Origin of the sequence: Bifidobacterium favimelis, from assembly GCF_037963085.1 — a bacterium.
GTDB lineage: Bacteria > Actinomycetota > Actinomycetes > Actinomycetales > Bifidobacteriaceae > Bombiscardovia > Bombiscardovia favimelis.
In genome coordinates this window covers 115481-130854 of record NZ_JBANDZ010000001.1, presented here as the reverse complement: position 1 = coordinate 130854, position 15374 = coordinate 115481, and the positions used below count along the sequence as shown (strand labels likewise).

The following is a 15374-nucleotide window of genomic DNA, read 5'->3' as shown; positions in this document are numbered from 1 at the left end:
GCCCGGCCAACATCTTCCGGGGTCACTGAGGGCATGCTAGAGTGGATATTTATGACATTTTTGTGAAAAAGTCCACTGGGAGGACGCCCCGACAGGAAAACAGACATCCATATGGAACGACGGCCCCAGGGCCGGAGAAGGAACGATGGCAGACAAAGAGACAATGAAGACCGGTCGGCAAGACCCCAAGGACGGAAAACAGACGGGACAACCCAAGCGAAGGGGGCCCCGGCAGCGCAACCATCCCCTGCGAAGGTGGAGGGACCGCCTCCATATGACGGACATCACCGTCGTCGACAAATCCACCCTGAAACGGGCCATAGCCGGCACGGTCGTGGGCAACTTCATGGAGTGGTATGACGTCGGGGTCTACGGCTACCTGGCCGTCACCATCGGCAAGGTCTTCCTGTCCGACGCCTCGGACACCATCCAGCGGCTCTTCTCCCTGGGTGTCTTCGCCGTCACCTTCATCGCCCGCCCCCTGGGCGGGATCGTACTTGGCCAGCTCGGAGACAGGATCGGCAGGCAGAAGGTCCTGGCATTCACCCTCCTGAGCATGTCGGCAGCCACACTGCTGATCGGTCTCCTGCCCGGGTATGCCGCCGTTGGCCCCCTGGCGCCCGTGGCCTTGATCCTACTCAAACTCCTCCAAGGCTTCTCAACCGGCGGCGAATACGCCGGGGCCTCCACCATGGTCACCGAGTACGCGCCCGACCGCCACCGCGGCTTCTTCGCCTCCCTCTTGGATGTGGGATCCTACTTCGGCTTCGCCTTCGGCGCCGGTCTGGTCTCCCTGCTCGAGTTCAACCTGACCCCGGCCGACATGCAGTCCTGGGGGTGGAGGATCCCCTTCGTCCTGGCCCTGCCCTTGGCCGCCATAGCCGTATACTTCCGCAACAAGGTCCAGGACACCCCCGCCTTCCAACAGGCCCAGGCCGCTACCAGGGCCAAGACCCAGAGCGAGCAGAAGGGCTTCCTCGACCTTATCCGGGAATACTGGCGGGAGCTCATCCTGGCCTTCATCCTGGTGGCGGCCGCCAACACCCTGGGCTACACGCTGACCACCTACATGCCCACCTACCTGTCGGGGACCCTCCACTACAACACGGCCGAAGCCAACCTCCTGGCCCTGCCCGTCCTGATCCTGGTGGCTGTGTGCATACCGATCACCGGGGCCATCTCCGACCGCTTCGGCCGCAAGAAGGTCCTCTTCCTGGGAGCCCTCTTCGGGCTTACCCTGGCCATCCCGGCCTTCAAGCTTCTGGAAAGGGATACGACGGGGGCCGTTTTCGGGGGCCTGGTCCTCCTGGCCATACCGGTCATCTTCTTCGTGGCCAACCTGGCCTCCACCCTGCCGGCCCTCTTCCCCACCGCCTACCGGTACGGGGGTATGGGCCTGTCGTACAACCTGGCCGTAGCCATCTTCGGGGGGACGGCGCCGGTGATCATGGAGGCCCTGGTCGCGGCCACGGGCAAGCCCCTGGCACCGGCGTACTGGATCATGTTCACCTCCGCCTGCGGCCTGGTGACCGTCCTCTTCCTGGCGGAGACCGCGCGCAGACCCATGCCGGGCACACTGCCCACCGTCCTCAGCCAGCAGGAAGCCCGCGACCTGGTGGCCACCCAGGACCAGAACCCGGACCTGGACGTCAAAAACATCATCAAGGAGGCTGAGGAGAACGGCGTGCGCAAGACCCCCCAGATGATGGTCGCCCAGGTCAAGGAGGGCCTGAGCGAGGCCAAGGCGCATGGGAGTGCGGACGCAGACGGGCAATCGGCCGGACAGGATGGGCAGTCCCCCGACCAGTCCGGCCGGTAAACGGCCCGGACATCCGCCCGGCCGCACCGCACGATCGGAATCAGGATCAGGCGGGGTGGTCTTTCAGGTCCCGCTCGATCCAGGCCATCACCAGGGCCGCCAACCTGTCCACCTCCCGGTCGGTCAGGGGGCGGCCCTTCGGTATGCCGTGCCAACGCTCGATGCAGCCCCGGCAGCAGGTGCCGGTTGCATGTTGGGCGGTGAAGACAGGATGACCCCGATAGGGGGTCTGTCTGCCATCCTTGGGCGGGAGGGCAGGACCTACCCTTTTGGCCAGGAGTTCGTGGGCATGCCGGTCGATGACGGCCCTCCCCTTGGCCCTGGCATAGGACCGGTCCTTGGCGTTCAGACTGAACCCGGAGCGGAACCGGGAATGCGACAGACGGCCCAGCGTGCGCGAGCACCAGGCAGGAACCTCCCTGTCCGGCAGATTGTCAAGGACCTGGTCGCGGGATGAGGACCAATGACCACCGGCCGCCCCCATGACCTCAACCGGACCGGCACCCTCCGGCGACCCGCTTGTGGATTCTCGCCGGACCGCCCCCGGGCACCGATCGGCTTGTGCGCGTCCCGCTTCCGCCGGCTCTGCGGACCCGCCGCCGGGGGTCACCCCGGCAGATTCCACTCCGCCCTTCGACCTGGACACGACCCCCTCCTCTGTGACTGACCACAACCTACCACACCAACTGCGGGATGTCCCGGCCTGCCCTCAAGGACAGGCCGGACACCCTCCCTACCGCTTTCGCCCATCATCCCCCGCCCAGACAACATACGCCAAGCGTTGATTTTCAGCACTTAAACAGGCAAGACGGGCCCGCGGAGTAATCTGGAAACAGATATACACAACTACAGTAGGTTTCCATCTGCCATGACGTTGCGGCGGGGGACCGAAAGACAAGGGGGCTTCATGGCCAGAAGCACAATGACAGTTGCCGAGATGATCGGTTTATTCCTCGATCCCGATGCGCCCGTCCAGGTTAACACCTTCGACGGCTCCCACTTCGGCAGTGACGACGCTCCTCTCCATCTGGAAATCAAGAACTCGCGGGCCATGTACTACATCGCCGAGAACCCCAACGACCTCGGTCTGGCCCGGGCCTATCTCCAGGGCGACCTGGACTCCCCGGAGCTCCTGCCCGGCAACCCCTACGAGGTCTTCAAGCGCCTGGTGGCACTCAAGGACCACATCCACAGCCCCAACAAGCTCGACCTGGCCAAGGTCACGGCCGCCATCTTCTCCCACGGGGTGCACGTGCCCGAGCCGCCGGCCATCGAGGGTCCCTCCCTGGCCAAGCGCCTGGCGGAGGGGATCCGCCCCCACACCCGCAAGGGGGACGCGGCCACGGTCAGCTATCACTACGACCAGTCGAACGACTTCTACCGCCTCTTCCTGGGCCCCTCCATGACCTACACCTGCGCGGTCTTCGAATCCCCTGACGATTCCCTGGAAGATGCCCAGTGGCACAAGCTCAACATGGTCCTCGACAAGATGAACCTCAAGGAAGGCGACCGCCTTCTCGATGTCGGCTGCGGCTGGGGATCAATGGAAATCGCCGCCGCCAAGCGCGGCATCCACGTGATCGGCGTCACCCTGGCTGAGGAACAGGTCGAATGGGCCCAGGACTGGATCAAGAAGGAGGGTCTGGAAGACCTGGCCGAAGTCCGCTTGATGGACTACCGCGACGTGCCCGAATTCGACTTCGACGGCATCTGCTCGATCGGCATGATGGAACATGTGGGCTACAAGCAGTACCCCGCCTACTTCAAAGAGATGATGGACAAGCTCCGTCCGGGCGGGATCCTCCTCAACCACCAGATCACCAGGACCAACTCGCATGACGGCAAGAGGGCCGGCGGGTTCATCGACCGCTACATCTTCCCGGACGGCGAGCTGGCCAGCCCGGCGGAAATCGAGCTGGCCATCCAGGATACCGGTTTCGAAGTCATCACCCAGGAGAACCTCCGGCAGAACTACGCGCTGACCCTGCAGCACTGGACGGAGAACCTCCAGGAGCACTGGGACCAGGCCAGGCCCATGGTCGGTGAGCCCAAGGCCCGTCTGTGGGGCCTGTACATGGCAGGAGCCCGCCTCAACTTCGAACTCAACAACATCCAGGTCCACCAGTTCCAGTGCATCAAGCCGGACCCGGAGACCGGGACCGACACCTACCCCCTCCGCCCCTGGTGGAACAGGTAGCCTGACCAGGCCCCTGACCGCCTGCGGCCAAGACCGGCATGTGCGCTCAGGCCGCAGGCAGGGGCCTCCTGCCTGAGCGCTGCGCCGGAAGGACAAGGGCGGATGTGCCGTCAGGAGAGGGCGGCCGACTGGGGGTTTCAGCCCTCCTGGGCCGAAGCCTCCAGTCGGGCCAGATCAAGGGCCTTGTTGAAGGCATCCGAAGTCCAGCTCGCCCCTGCGACTTTGCCCACCTTGAGGTCCTTGAGGGGCTTGCCCTGGACCACACCGGGCACGGCCTTGATGAATTCGTCGATATGCTTGCGCGATACGGGGGACTGGGTCCTCCCCTCCACCTTTACGGTCTTGACGGAGCCGCCGGCCAGTTCCAGATCCACGTCGATGTGGTCGGATCCCTCCTCCCCGTATGTGCCGGTGAGAGCATAGGTGCCGTCACGGTACTTACCCGTATCGGCAGCGGCCGCCTTCCTGCTGTCACGCGGAGAGGCGGTCGGTGTCCCCTCGCCGCCAGAGGGCCCGGAGTCGGCGCCTCCATCTTCGGGAGCCTTGCTGGATTCAGCCTTTGAGCCTGCGAACTCGTCGTCCATGGGCTTCGCCTTGGACTGACCCCCGCCGCAACCCGTCAGGAGGGTCCCGGCCGCAACCAGGCCCACCAGGACCGCTGTCAGGCACGAGGTCCCCCTGCCGGGACCTGCAGGCCTGCCTGCGTCTTCGTCTTCGATGCCACTCTTGGCCATGACACATTCCCTCCTTCGCTGGTCGTCGTCCCAGTCTCCTCCCGCCTGACGACGACCGTCCACATTCCCGCTGTCCAACCCGTCCGCAATCAGCCGCCGGACGGGCCGGCACCACAGGTCGGCGCCGGGGCCGGGAACCGCCCCCCGGTATCCTGCACTCCCCCGATAAGGTCCTTCACCCCTGGCTGCCACCGGTCTTGGCTGCCTTGGTGGGGTCGGTGAAGCCCACCGGCACATCACCCGCCCCTCCCTGTGACCCGGCGCTCCCGCTGGAGGCAGGCTGGCCGCCGGCGGCCATGTAAGCGCCCTTGGCCTTCCGGTCGTTCCACTGCTCCCCTACCAGGACACCATGGTTGAGCATGATCTCCCGCTGGGCGCAGGAGGCGACCAGGGCATCATGGGTGACCACCACCAGTGAGGTCCCCTGGTCATGCAACTGACGGAAGAGGTCCAGGACCAGCTCCTCGTTGGCCTCATCGAGATTCCCCGTCGGTTCGTCGGCCAGAATCAGCTTGGGGTCGTTGATCAGGGCCCTGGCCACACATACACGTTGCTGCTCCCCGCCGGAGAGCTGCCCGGGGAGGTGGCGGGCCCGGTCAGCCAGCCCCACCCTGTCCAGAGCCTCCATCGCCTGTTTCTCGTCCACCACCGAGTGGTAATACTGGGCGACCATCACATTCTCGAGAGCCGTCAGGTGGGGGACCAGGTAGAACTTCTGGAAGACCAGGCCGATCACGTTCTTGCGCACATCCGCCAGCTGGGTGGGGTTGAGGTCCTCCAGGGGGCGGCCCTGCAACCTGACGGACCCCGTGGTAGGGGTGTCCATGCAACCCAGGATGTTCATCAGCGTCGTCTTGCCGGACCCGGAGGAACCGACCACGGCCAGCCACTGCCCCCTGGGAACGGTCAGGTTCAAGTCATCCAGGGCATGAAGCTCCCCGTAGATCTTGGAGACATGCTCCAGGTCGAGCAGCATGCCCCCATCCCCGACGGAGCCGCCCACGTCGGCAGGTGCCCCCGCCACGTCTGTCTTCTTGTCTGCCATGTTCATTCCTCCCTCAGCACCAGTGCCGGGTCGATGCGGGAGGCCCTCCGCACCGGCCGGATGGATGCGGCTACAGATATAAGCACGCTCAACAGGACCGAGGCCAGGGCCAGCCACCAGTTGAATTCAAGCGAACGTTCGAAGACGGTCTGGCAGAGGAGGCGGGCGAAAAGATAACCCAGGGCCGTGCCGACCAGGCCCCCGGCCAGACCGTACAAGGCCGACTCCGCGTAGAACTCGGTCCCGATCCCCCGTGACGACGCCCCCAGAGCCTTGCGCAGGCCTATCTCGCTGCGACGTTGAGAGACGATCGAGGTCATGGTCGTGCCTACACCCACGAAGGTGAGCACGAGGACCACGACCGACACCAGCCAGAAGAGCGTCTGGAGCATGGCTATCGTGTGGGTGTCCGCAGAGGTGATCTTGGTCACCGTCCGGGCTTTCACACCCATGCTGGTCATCTCGTTGATGCTTCGGGCTATGGCGGTCAGGTCTTCCCCCATGGCGCTCGAGGAGTACTCGATCACGTCCGCCCCCCTCCGCGTACCGGTGAGTCCTTCCAGGTCGGCCAGGGTCCCGTAGATGATTTCATCCTCGGACCCTCCCGTCTGCACGATACCGGCGACGCGGAACTCGACGCCCTTGACCTTGGACTCCTTGCTCAGGGCCTTGTCGGCGGCGCTCTGCCCGTCGTCGTCATCCCCGTCCCCGGCCGCCTGCGTCTGGGCTCCATTGTTGTCGGAAGCCCTGTAGCTCAGCGAGACCCTGCTTCCGACCTTGAGACCCATGGTCTGTGCAAGGTCCTCCCCCACCATGACCGACCCCTTGTCCGGCCATCCGCCCTCGACGCTCCAATGATGGTTCAGCTCATGCACCTTGGCCGGGTCGATCCCGGCCATCAGGTACGACCCCGCATTGACGCGCACGTTCTCGTAACGGTAGGTGGCGTACCTGGCTGGGGTCTTGGAAGTGACCATCTCCGTGGTGTGCTCCACCATGCCCTCCTCGATGCCGGCCTTGGACTTACCCGCCTGCTCGATTGGGGTGACCACCAGGTTGGCCCCGTATGCCCTCATCTCCTGATTCATCTGACTGGGGACCTCCAGGCAGACTGCGGCCAGGCAGAATAGGGTGGCCGCCCCGACCATGGACGCGACCACGGCCATGGTGGCCCTGCCCCGCCGGCGGAAAACCGCACCGAAAAGCATGGTCAGGAACATGCGGGTGTTGGTCATGGGCCGGTGCCCTCTGCCGACACCGGGCTCTCTCATCTCACCTGCCATGAAGCACCTCCGCAGGTCGCAGCCGCAGTATGGAACGTATGGACGAAACCGAGGCGGCCAATATGGTCAGCGTGAGGAGGACGAAGACCAGGACAAAGACCATGGGACGCATGGTTATGCCGGAGCCGAAGACCACACGGCCGATGATTTGGGCCACCCCTGAACCCAGGAGGGCGCCTGCCAGTGCGCCCACCAGGCTGATCACGGCGGTTTCGGCCAGGACCAGGCGGGAGACGGCCCCGTCGGTGGCCCCGATGGCCTTGAGGAGGGCGAATTCGGACGACCGCTCAGAAATGGTGGCTGCCATGAGATTCGCCACGGCTATGGCAGCGGCCAGGAGGCTGAGGACGGTCATGAGAATCATGACGGCCTGCGTCTTCTGAAGGACATCGCCCTGCAGGGCGGCCACCTGCCTGACCTGTTTGGCCACGGTCCCGGGGATGGCCTCCTCGATCTGGTAAGCGATGGCCGAAGGATAGGCCGTGCAATACCAGGTTTCCCACTCGTCCTGGGAGAGGGCGGCCGGGTTGCGGGCGGCCTTGCGGGCCAGATCGTTCTCAGGTGTTGTCAGGGCCTTGACCTCGACCCGGTCCACCTGGTCCTTCAGACCGGCCACTTCCTGCGCCGTGGCCGTGGGGACGTACAGGGCCCCTGAATCGTCGTCACCGGAGTCGAACACCCCGACGATGGTGACGGCGACCTTCCTGCCCCCCATCGACATGGTCACCTGGTCCCCGACCGCCTTGCCCCCCAACCGGGCGGCAAGGTCCTTGCCGATCATGGCCTCCGGCTGGGAACCGGCTGTAGGGTCCCGGGCCCAACGGCCCTCCACCTTCCACCAGGGACGCAGACCCTTGACACCGGCCACCGTGCTCTCCCCGCTGTCCATCCGGATCGTCTTGCCGAACCAGGTGCCCACCACCGGGACGCGATTGCCGTCCACCTGGGTCCTGATGTTGAGCTGCGGCGCGAAGTCGGTGATGTTGAAGGCCCAGAAAATGGTCTTTATCTTGGGCACATCCGACTCCTTGAGATAGGCCCCCGGCAGGTCGCCCTGTCCGCCCGCCTGCGCGGAGCCATCCTGGTCCCGGCCTGTTTGATCCGTGGAGTACAGGTCGGAGACGACCGCATCCGATTTGGGCTGGACGGTGATGTTCGAGCCATAGGTCGACAGTTCCGCATTCAACTTGTCACCCACGTCGAAGACCACCCCCAGCATGGCCACGGCCACACATGCGGAAAGGCAGACCGTGACAGCAATCAGGATCCTCTTGCTGAACTGCCTGCTGAATGACCTGGCTATCATCCTGAGAAAGAACATGCGAACGGCCCCTAACTCTTGAAGTGTGAGGACAGGGCGTCAAGGTCGGCCGTCTGGATCAGGATGGCTCCCTTGGTGGTCTTGTAGGGCAGCGGTATGGGGTTGCAACCCCCCTTGAAGCCGATGGTGGCGAGATTGATGGCCACGTCGCACTTCTTGCAGATGATCTTGCCGTCCTTTTCGTAATAACCGGCATCACCGCAGTTCTCACAGGCGTCGAGACCGATTCCGTACGCCGCCCCGTGCTTCCTGATGATGATGAAGCGCATGACGGTGCCGTCCTTGGCCTTGTACTCAAAGCGGTGAAGATGGCCGTCATCCACCTTGGCGAACTGGATGGTGGCGGTTCCCGAGCTCAACGAATACTCCTCAGGGGGGGAGAGGACCGGGACCTTGTTCACCTGGGCCACGCCGACCGTGAGGGTCAGGGTGACGCCGATCATGGCCACGAGGCTCCAGACGGCCGAGGCCAAGGCCTTGCGCTTGAAGGCCTTGTTCAAACGGGTGTGAGCCGCATCCTCCCCATTGAGGGGGAGCCGGAAACCGGCGATCAGGCAGGCGGCGGCAGGTATGAGGAAAATGCAAGTCTGAGCCAGGACGAGTTTCAGGCTGGAATTATAGAAGATCGACATCAGCCTGAACGCGGTCCCCCGGAGCACCAGATCGCCGGTCGTCTGCATGATGGCGAAGAGGTCGGTGGCATGTTGCACCAGGATGAGGAAGACCAGGAGGAAAGAGGTGACAGTGAAGGCCCGGTAGGAACATGTGGCCCTCATGGTCCTGAACACCGCGGCCACGACGATGGCGGCGAGGATGCCGAGGAAGAAGCCGAGGGCCCGCAGGAGCATGTCCGAGGTGAATACCGGCGCCCCCGGCTCGACGAAGGCCGTCAGCCTGAGAATCACATCAGGCAGGGCCCGGAAGACCGTCAGGAAGACGGCCAGGGCGGCGGTACCGTTCGACAGGTGGAGGAGGACACGGTGCTGGTGCCAATCCTCCGTGACCCGTCGCGCAAGGAGGACCACGGTCAAGGCCGCAATATCGACCACCACACAGGCGATCAGGGTCGGGTAATTGACCATGGTCCTCCTGTCGAGGACCGCTGTCGCGCGCAGGAGGGCGAAGACCACGGCTGCAACCGTCCCCAGGGCGAGCCCCCATCCCCTCCATGAGGAGCTGAACGGTTTGTCCCGCCCTTCCCCGACCGACAGAAGGACACTGAAGACCATGACCAGGAGGGCGGGAGCGAGCGTACCTGGCAGGACCGTGACGAATTGCTCAAGCATCCCGACCACCTTTCCCGCACATCAGAACGTGCGCTGTCATTGAATTTGATTCCCTGCCCCGGTCACCTTCCCAGGCGGCCCCCCACACCCATCTGCGGGGGCGGGGGGCCGAGAGGGAACCGCCCGAAACACGACCCGGGCGGCAGGGGGGCCGGAACGGGACCGACCCCCTATCGCCCGAAGTGATCGATCACCACTGGTGCGGTGTGTAGTCCCAATCCCAGCTGACCACGATGGGTTCGTTCCAGAAGTGGCCCTTGACACCGGTCTCCGGGTCCACGTGGAGCATCCACCCCTTTTTGGCAGGGGATTCGATGGAGTAGGTCAACTTGTAGGAGCCGGCCTTGTCCAACTTTATGTTGGCACCGTAGTGGGGTCCATCCGAGGCGTTCATCTGCATGAAGGTGCCGGATTGCTTGTTGTTGGGGTCGCTCTTGTCCTGGATCGTGTAGTTGACGGTCAGGTCCGGCACGAAGTCGCCCTTCGCGTACCCCAGGTCGTTGTTCTCCAAGGCGTGTATGTCGGCCTCGAGATGGAGGCTGGAATCAGCCGCTTTCAGACCCATGCTGGCCGGTTCCATGTCGATCGGCTGGAAGAAGACCGTGCCGATGTTGAGCGGGCCCTTCTGCTGGTCCTCAGGCGGGATGGGGATCTCTTCGAATCCGGCGGACTTGCCGCCGTCCTTCGACTTATCGTCATCCTTGGCCTTGTCGTCCTTGGCCTTGTCATCCTCCTTGGACTTCGAGGCGGTGGCACCTGCGGACGGGGCTTCCTTCACCCCTTGGGCGTTGGATCCGCCGCACCCGGACAGGGCCAGCACACCGGAAAGCATCAGGGCCGCCAGGGCTGCAAGTTTTCCATGCTTCATTGATTTTCCTTTGTTCGGTTGATCTTTGTATAAGCCCTGTGCCCGGGCTTACGTCTTAACGGTCCATCTGGGTGGCGGGCCGGTCCCTGTCCTCCGTGGAGGCCTTCCCTTCACCTTCGTGCCGCCGCTTGCTCACGTAGGAGACGGCGAAGAGGGCCACGACCGCAACCAGTGCGAGCGCCTGGGCCCCTATGGTCTGCACGTAGGGATAGAGCCCGATCCAATCGCTGGTCGGGACCCCGGGCAGGTAGGTGGCCGGGACCAGGTCACCCTCGATCAGGGCATGGACGCCGCCACCGGCGAAGATGACCACCATGATGGCCATGAGGGCACTCGTGATGATAAAGAAGGGCCTGATCGGTATCCTCACGGAGGTGAATCGGATCAGTGCGAAGATGATGACCAGGAGGACGGCCGCGGCGGCAAAGCCCATCCAGATTTCACGTGTCCCGCTGGGGGCCATGGCGAATATGGCCTGGTAGAACATGACGGTCTCCGCGCCTTCTCGGAAGACCGCAAGGAAGGAGAGCATCGCCAGGGATACGACGGACCCTGTGGAAATCGCCGCCACTGTCTTGTTCTTGATGTACCTGTTCCAGGATTCCACCGAGGACTTGGAGAGCATCCAGTTGCTGGTATAGAGAAGCATCACCATGGCGACCAGGGCCACCACCCCCTCCAGGATTTCCTGTTCGGGGCCGTTGCCGTTGAAGAGGAGGGTGAAAAGGATGGCCACCACACCGCTGGCCGCCAGGCCTGCGAAGATTCCCCAGTAGATGTAGCTGATGGTGTGTTTGTAACCGGTCTTGACCAGATAGGCGATGATGGCGGCGACGACCAGGATGGCTTCCAGCCCCTCGCGCAGCAGGACCACAAAGGCCTGACCGAAGGCCGAGGTGAAGAAGGTCGTCAGGCCGCTCACATCACCGGCAGCGCCCCCATCCAATTCGGCTGCATCCGTCACCAGCATCTTCTTGAGGTCCTCGACCAGCGTCTTGACCTTTTCGGGCGACTCGCCCCCGCTCATGGCCATGCGGGACTGTTTGAACTGGTACTCCACCTCCGAAACCCGGTTGCCGCTGATGGCGTTCATCACGTTCTTTTCGAAGCCCAGCTTCTCGTAATACTGGTAGTAGGCCTTGTTGACCAGGTCGGCCCCCTTGCGGCCCTGGCCCTGCTTCGCCTGCCGGTAGGCCTCATCCAGGATGGGGGTCATCTCCTTGGCGACCTCGGTCCAGGTCTTGTCGCCCTTCCCGTTGTTCTTATGGACCTTGGCGGCATCCAGCTTCTTGCGCTCCGCCTTGATCTTGTCCTGTTGGGCCTTCACGTACTCATTGGGCTTGGCCAGGGAGGGGTCGGCATCCATCTTGGTCGCCGCCTCGCTCAGGGCGGATTTGATGGATTGTATCTGACCGTCTATGGCCACCTGGCTGTCAGGGGTGTATGGCAGGGATTGGAGGGTCTGGAACTGCTTGTCCAGTGCCACCTTCCGGTCCTGTCCGAGGAGATCGGTCAGGGCGCTGACGAAGCTGGTGCCCACATACTCCGTATTGTAGGCGGTCATGAAATCGGAGGCGGCCCCGGCCTGATCGCCCGAACCGTAAGCCTTCCGCCCCTCTTCCAGTTCATCGAAGACCCCCTGGGCCACATGGGACCAGGTGTCATCACCGGGGGCGGGTGCGGCAGTGGCGGAAAGACCGGGCAGGAAGACCGCGAGAAGGAGAAGGCAAAGACATGCCAGGACGGAGGCCGGACGGGCCAACTTCCCGGATTTTGCATTCCCGACGGGCATCTCCTACCTTCTCTCACCGCAGCCTCCGCCGGGCATTCCAAGACCCGGCTCGTACATGGGACAATCTATCGCCGAATTGCCGGGAAAAACAGACTTGACTTTTGTGGAGCCCAGCGGTATACGACTCCTTTTCGTGGGGGAGGAGCCTCCGGATGGCAGCCGGGAAGGCACAGACCGATAATCCATGTACCAGTATGACTTAATCGGTACAGTCAACCCCCTTGATGACCTATACTGATTGCCAACGGCGGATTCCCTCCTTTGACCCATCCGTCTACGAGGAAGCGGGAGGCGACCATGGACCGACAGGAAGACCCGAGAGGGCCTGCTGGGCCCCAGGCCACGAACGCAGCCTCGGGCCGGACGCAGGCTGTCCTCGACCTGGCAGGTTCATCGCAACCTCCGCAAGGCAGGTGGAGGACCCTGGTCTCCCTCCCCCCGGACAGGCGGTGGCCCTACTTCCGGCAGGAACTTCTGGCCCGGCTCCTGGTGGCCGTCACGGCACTGGCGGTCATAGGGTTCCTCCTCGCTCATCTCATAAGCCCCCCACCCGGCCCAAGGCTCTACCTTGCAGCCTTCGACAGGGCCCTGGGACCGGAGGGCGGCCAGACTTTCCAGGATGAGGCGGCCAAGTCCCTGGGAATGCCCAGCGGACATCGTGACGGCCTTGTGGTCGACACCGGTTTCATCATGGCGGAAGACGGTCTGAACAAACTTCAGACCATGCTGAACTCCCAAGCCGTCGATTTGATCGTGGCACCGGCAGACACCTTCGCCCTGCTGGCGGGGTTCGGCTACCTGTCCCCCCTCCCCGCCTCCCGAACCGCGGACTTCCAAGGGGCTGTGGCCTCCTACCCCGGTTTCGACGACGGGGACTACCAGGACATGGACTATGACGGTTCCGGCAAGGGCCCCCTGGCCCCCTACGGGGTGGCCTACCACATCGATGCCGCCGCCGGCGACGGCCGGCAGGGCGCTCCCGGGCAGGGGGCAGAGGGGAGGGTCCTGGTGGGCATCGTCGGCAACACCCGCCATCGCCATACCGCCGAAGCCTTCCTGGCCGGGGCCGGACACCTGCCCGGCTGGCACCTGGACGGGGGGACCGACAAGGGGACCGACAAGGAGCGCCGGAGAGGGGTGGGTCAGTGAAAGCCTTCAGACAGGACAGCCCCTTCAACGACTTCATGTCGACCCTGGGCGACCTGGCAGTGGTCAACATGATCTGGCTGGTCTGCTGCCTGCCCATCGTGACGATAGGGGCCTCCACATCGGCCATGTTCGACCTGGTCCAGGGGCTGCGCCGTCAGGAGGACACCCACATCCTGAGCCGCTTCTTCAGGGCCTTTGGCCGGCGCTTCACCACCTCCCTGGTCCTGACCCTCCTCTACCTGACCTTCATCGGCCTGTCGGCCTTCGACCTTTGGTACGCATCCAGGGCCATGGAGGACACGGACTTGGCCTCCCTGGCCTATGGGGTCACCCTCACCTTGATCTGCCTGGTTCTGGCCGGTACGGCCTTCGTCTTCCCCCTTGCCTCGTCGGGCGGCCTGTCCGCCTGGAAGCAGGTGAAGCGGTCGGCCCGGCTGGCCCTCCTCCACCCCCTGACAGCCCTGGTAATGACCGCCCTCCAGGTCCTGCCCGTCCTGGTCTCCGTCCTCATACCGGGGGGTCTGCCATTCACGGTCTTCTTCTGGAGCATAATCCTCACCTCGGCTTCGGCCTGGCTGGACACGGTCCTCATGGACAGGGCGGGGATAGGACGGGGATAGGGACCGGCGGCCTCACTCCATGTGGCCCTGCCCCCGACGGGGATGAACCCCCAGAGGACCGCTGGACTGGCGGAAGATGAGCTCATTGTCTTCCTGCTGAACCGACTCGACCTGACGGCCGTCGATCAGGGAGAGGAGCATCGTGGCCGCCTTGGACCCCCTCCTGACGACATCCCGGTTGAGCGCTGTTATCGTTGGCCGGCTCACCTCGCACATGAAGGAATCGTTCCACGAAACGACCGACAGGTCGTCAGGGACCCTGAACCCCATCTTCCCGATGGTCTGCAGGGAGGAGAGGGCCATGACGTCGTTGTCGTAGACGATGGCCGTGGGCCGGTCGGGCAGGGAGAGGAGGCGACGTGTGCACCGTTCCCCTCCCTGCGGGGAGTAATCCGTATGGAAGCAGCTGTACCGCAGCCCCAGCTCAGCTGCCTCGTCCACGAAGGCGTTGTCGCGTATGAAGGTGTGCTCCAGCATTTCGGGGCCTGCAATCCGGGCGATGTACTCGTGGCCCAGTTCATGAAGGTAGTCCACTATCAGGTGGGCGGCACCTCCCTCGTCGTCGGCCAGGGCCGGCAGGCCGCCGGCCATGGAGGCGTCACAGAGGGCCAGCGCCGGCACGGTGGGCTTTTCCTTGAAGAGGTCGATGCGGGAGTCTCCCAATTCCACGTTCATGATCAGGACCGCATCGACAGCCCCGGCGGCGATCCACTCCTTGAGAATGGACCTCTCCTCCACGTGACTGGGGGAGGAACGCAGGAGGAGCGAGTAACCCTCGGTCTCCAATTCGGCCGTCAGACCGGCAATCAGCTCCATGGTGTAGGACTCGACCGAGAGGACTCCCGTGTCGTAGGTCAGCACCAGGCCGACATTGTGCGTCTTGGCATCCGAAAGGGCCTTGGCGGCGCTGTTGGGCCGCCAGCCAAGGCGCTCGGCCACGTCGAGCACCTTGGCCCTGGTGTCTTCGGACACCCCCGGCTTCCCGTTGAGCGCGTATGAGACGGCGCTGTTGGAGACCCCGGCGGTTTTGGCGACATCGGAAATCGTGGTCTTGGACTTCGGAAGCGTCATGCTGTCCCCCATTCCCGTGAAACGATGATGGCAGAGTTCCCTCCTGGCGGCAAGGAGGGCGCAAGCGGCCGAACGCGAAGCGATGCCACCAGATACGGTACCGCCAGTATAGGGTTGAGGGACTGAAAGGCCCTGGCCGAACCGACCCGTCACGCCGGGTCGACCATGGCTGTGCGGGGTTTCCCGACC

At 64.0% G+C, this 15374-nt stretch carries 13 protein-coding genes; 4 read left to right on the top strand and 9 right to left on the bottom strand.

Annotated elements, in window-relative coordinates; all coding sequences use genetic code 11:
- Positions 1-145 precede the first annotated feature (145 nt).
- On the top strand, positions 146-1819 hold the full coding sequence (locus V6584_RS00460; RefSeq protein ID WP_340468503.1) for an MFS transporter: 1674 nt from the start codon (positions 146-148) through the stop codon (positions 1817-1819).
- A gap of 46 nt (positions 1820-1865) precedes the next feature.
- On the opposite strand, the gene V6584_RS00455 is transcribed toward V6584_RS00460, so the two are convergent.
- On the bottom strand, positions 1866-2303 hold the full coding sequence (locus V6584_RS00455; protein WP_404802613.1) for a DUF4186 domain-containing protein: 438 nt from the start codon (positions 2301-2303) through the stop codon (positions 1866-1868).
- A gap of 423 nt (positions 2304-2726) precedes the next feature.
- Here V6584_RS00455 and V6584_RS00450 point away from each other — a divergent pair, with 423 nt between their 5' ends.
- Positions 2727-4016, top strand: a complete 1290-nt coding sequence (locus V6584_RS00450) for a class I SAM-dependent methyltransferase (protein ID WP_340468502.1) — start codon at positions 2727-2729, stop codon at positions 4014-4016.
- Positions 4017-4153: 137 nt separating this feature from the next.
- Here V6584_RS00450 and V6584_RS00445 read toward each other — a convergent pair whose 3' ends face one another.
- The 7 genes from V6584_RS00445 to V6584_RS00415 all read right to left on the bottom strand — a co-directional run bounded on the left by V6584_RS00445 (position 4154) and on the right by V6584_RS00415 (position 12345).
- Positions 4154-4750: an FMN-binding protein gene (locus V6584_RS00445; RefSeq protein ID WP_340468501.1), complete on the bottom strand. Its 597-nt coding sequence runs from the start codon at positions 4748-4750 to the stop codon at positions 4154-4156.
- A 175-nt stretch (positions 4751-4925) separates the two neighbouring features.
- On the bottom strand, positions 4926-5726 hold the full coding sequence (locus V6584_RS00440; RefSeq protein ID WP_340469676.1) for an ABC transporter ATP-binding protein: 801 nt from the start codon (positions 5724-5726) through the stop codon (positions 4926-4928).
- A gap of 71 nt (positions 5727-5797) precedes the next feature.
- Complete coding sequence (locus V6584_RS00435; protein ID WP_340469675.1) at positions 5798-7030, bottom strand: ABC transporter permease; 1233 nt, start codon at positions 7028-7030, stop codon at positions 5798-5800.
- Positions 7031-7067: 37 nt separating this feature from the next.
- A complete protein-coding gene (locus tag V6584_RS00430; RefSeq protein WP_340468500.1) occupies positions 7068-8399 on the bottom strand; it encodes an ABC transporter permease in 1332 nt (443 codons plus the stop codon).
- 11 nt (positions 8400-8410) lie between these two features.
- Positions 8411-9685 (bottom strand): Fe-S-containing protein, encoded by a 1275-nt coding sequence (locus V6584_RS00425; RefSeq protein ID WP_340468499.1) that lies wholly within the window; start codon positions 9683-9685, stop codon positions 8411-8413.
- Positions 9686-9875: 190 nt separating this feature from the next.
- Positions 9876-10553 carry an iron transporter gene (locus V6584_RS00420; RefSeq protein ID WP_340468498.1) on the bottom strand — a complete coding sequence of 226 codons (678 nt, stop codon included), beginning with the start codon at positions 10551-10553 and terminating at the stop codon, positions 9876-9878.
- A gap of 55 nt (positions 10554-10608) precedes the next feature.
- Positions 10609-12345, bottom strand: a complete 1737-nt coding sequence (locus V6584_RS00415) for an FTR1 family iron permease (RefSeq protein ID WP_340468497.1) — start codon at positions 12343-12345, stop codon at positions 10609-10611.
- 297 nt (positions 12346-12642) lie between these two features.
- Between V6584_RS00415 and V6584_RS00410 the strand changes: the two genes are divergently transcribed.
- Entirely contained in the window at positions 12643-13494 is an 852-nt protein-coding gene (locus V6584_RS00410; RefSeq protein WP_340468496.1) for a hypothetical protein, read from the top strand.
- The gene (locus tag V6584_RS00405) at positions 13491-14114 is read left to right on the top strand and encodes a DUF624 domain-containing protein (RefSeq protein ID WP_340468495.1); all 624 of its coding nucleotides are present in this window, start codon (positions 13491-13493) and stop codon (positions 14112-14114) included. The genes V6584_RS00410 and V6584_RS00405 overlap by 4 nt, the downstream gene beginning before the upstream one ends.
- A gap of 12 nt (positions 14115-14126) precedes the next feature.
- Here the strand turns inward: V6584_RS00405 and V6584_RS00400 are convergent, their stop codons facing one another.
- On the bottom strand, positions 14127-15185 hold the full coding sequence (locus V6584_RS00400; RefSeq protein WP_340468494.1) for a LacI family DNA-binding transcriptional regulator: 1059 nt from the start codon (positions 15183-15185) through the stop codon (positions 14127-14129).
- Between the last annotated feature and the right edge of the window lie 189 nt (positions 15186-15374).

What these genes read in the sequence shown, in the direction of transcription:
- V6584_RS00415 (WP_340468497.1), bottom strand. Translation starts at nt 12,345, where the DNA reads ATGCCCGTCGGGAATGCAAAATCCGGGAAGTTGGCCCGTCCGGCCTCC.
- V6584_RS00410 (WP_340468496.1), top strand. Translation starts at nt 12,643, where the DNA reads ATGGACCGACAGGAAGACCCGAGAGGGCCTGCTGGGCCCCAGGCCACG.
- V6584_RS00440 (WP_340469676.1), bottom strand. Translation starts at nt 5,726, where the DNA reads ATGCTGCTCGACCTGGAGCATGTCTCCAAGATCTACGGGGAGCTTCAT.
- V6584_RS00430 (WP_340468500.1), bottom strand. Translation starts at nt 8,399, where the DNA reads ATGTTCTTTCTCAGGATGATAGCCAGGTCATTCAGCAGGCAGTTCAGC.
- V6584_RS00460 (WP_340468503.1), top strand. Translation starts at nt 146, where the DNA reads ATGGCAGACAAAGAGACAATGAAGACCGGTCGGCAAGACCCCAAGGAC.
- V6584_RS00435 (WP_340469675.1), bottom strand. Translation starts at nt 7,030, where the DNA reads ATGACCAACACCCGCATGTTCCTGACCATGCTTTTCGGTGCGGTTTTC.
- V6584_RS00445 (WP_340468501.1), bottom strand. Translation starts at nt 4,750, where the DNA reads ATGGCCAAGAGTGGCATCGAAGACGAAGACGCAGGCAGGCCTGCAGGT.
- V6584_RS00400 (WP_340468494.1), bottom strand. Translation starts at nt 15,185, where the DNA reads ATGACGCTTCCGAAGTCCAAGACCACGATTTCCGATGTCGCCAAAACC.
- V6584_RS00455 (WP_404802613.1), bottom strand. Translation starts at nt 2,303, where the DNA reads ATGGGGGCGGCCGGTGGTCATTGGTCCTCATCCCGCGACCAGGTCCTT.
- V6584_RS00420 (WP_340468498.1), bottom strand. Translation starts at nt 10,553, where the DNA reads ATGAAGCATGGAAAACTTGCAGCCCTGGCGGCCCTGATGCTTTCCGGT.
- V6584_RS00450 (WP_340468502.1), top strand. Translation starts at nt 2,727, where the DNA reads ATGGCCAGAAGCACAATGACAGTTGCCGAGATGATCGGTTTATTCCTC.
- V6584_RS00425 (WP_340468499.1), bottom strand. Translation starts at nt 9,685, where the DNA reads ATGCTTGAGCAATTCGTCACGGTCCTGCCAGGTACGCTCGCTCCCGCC.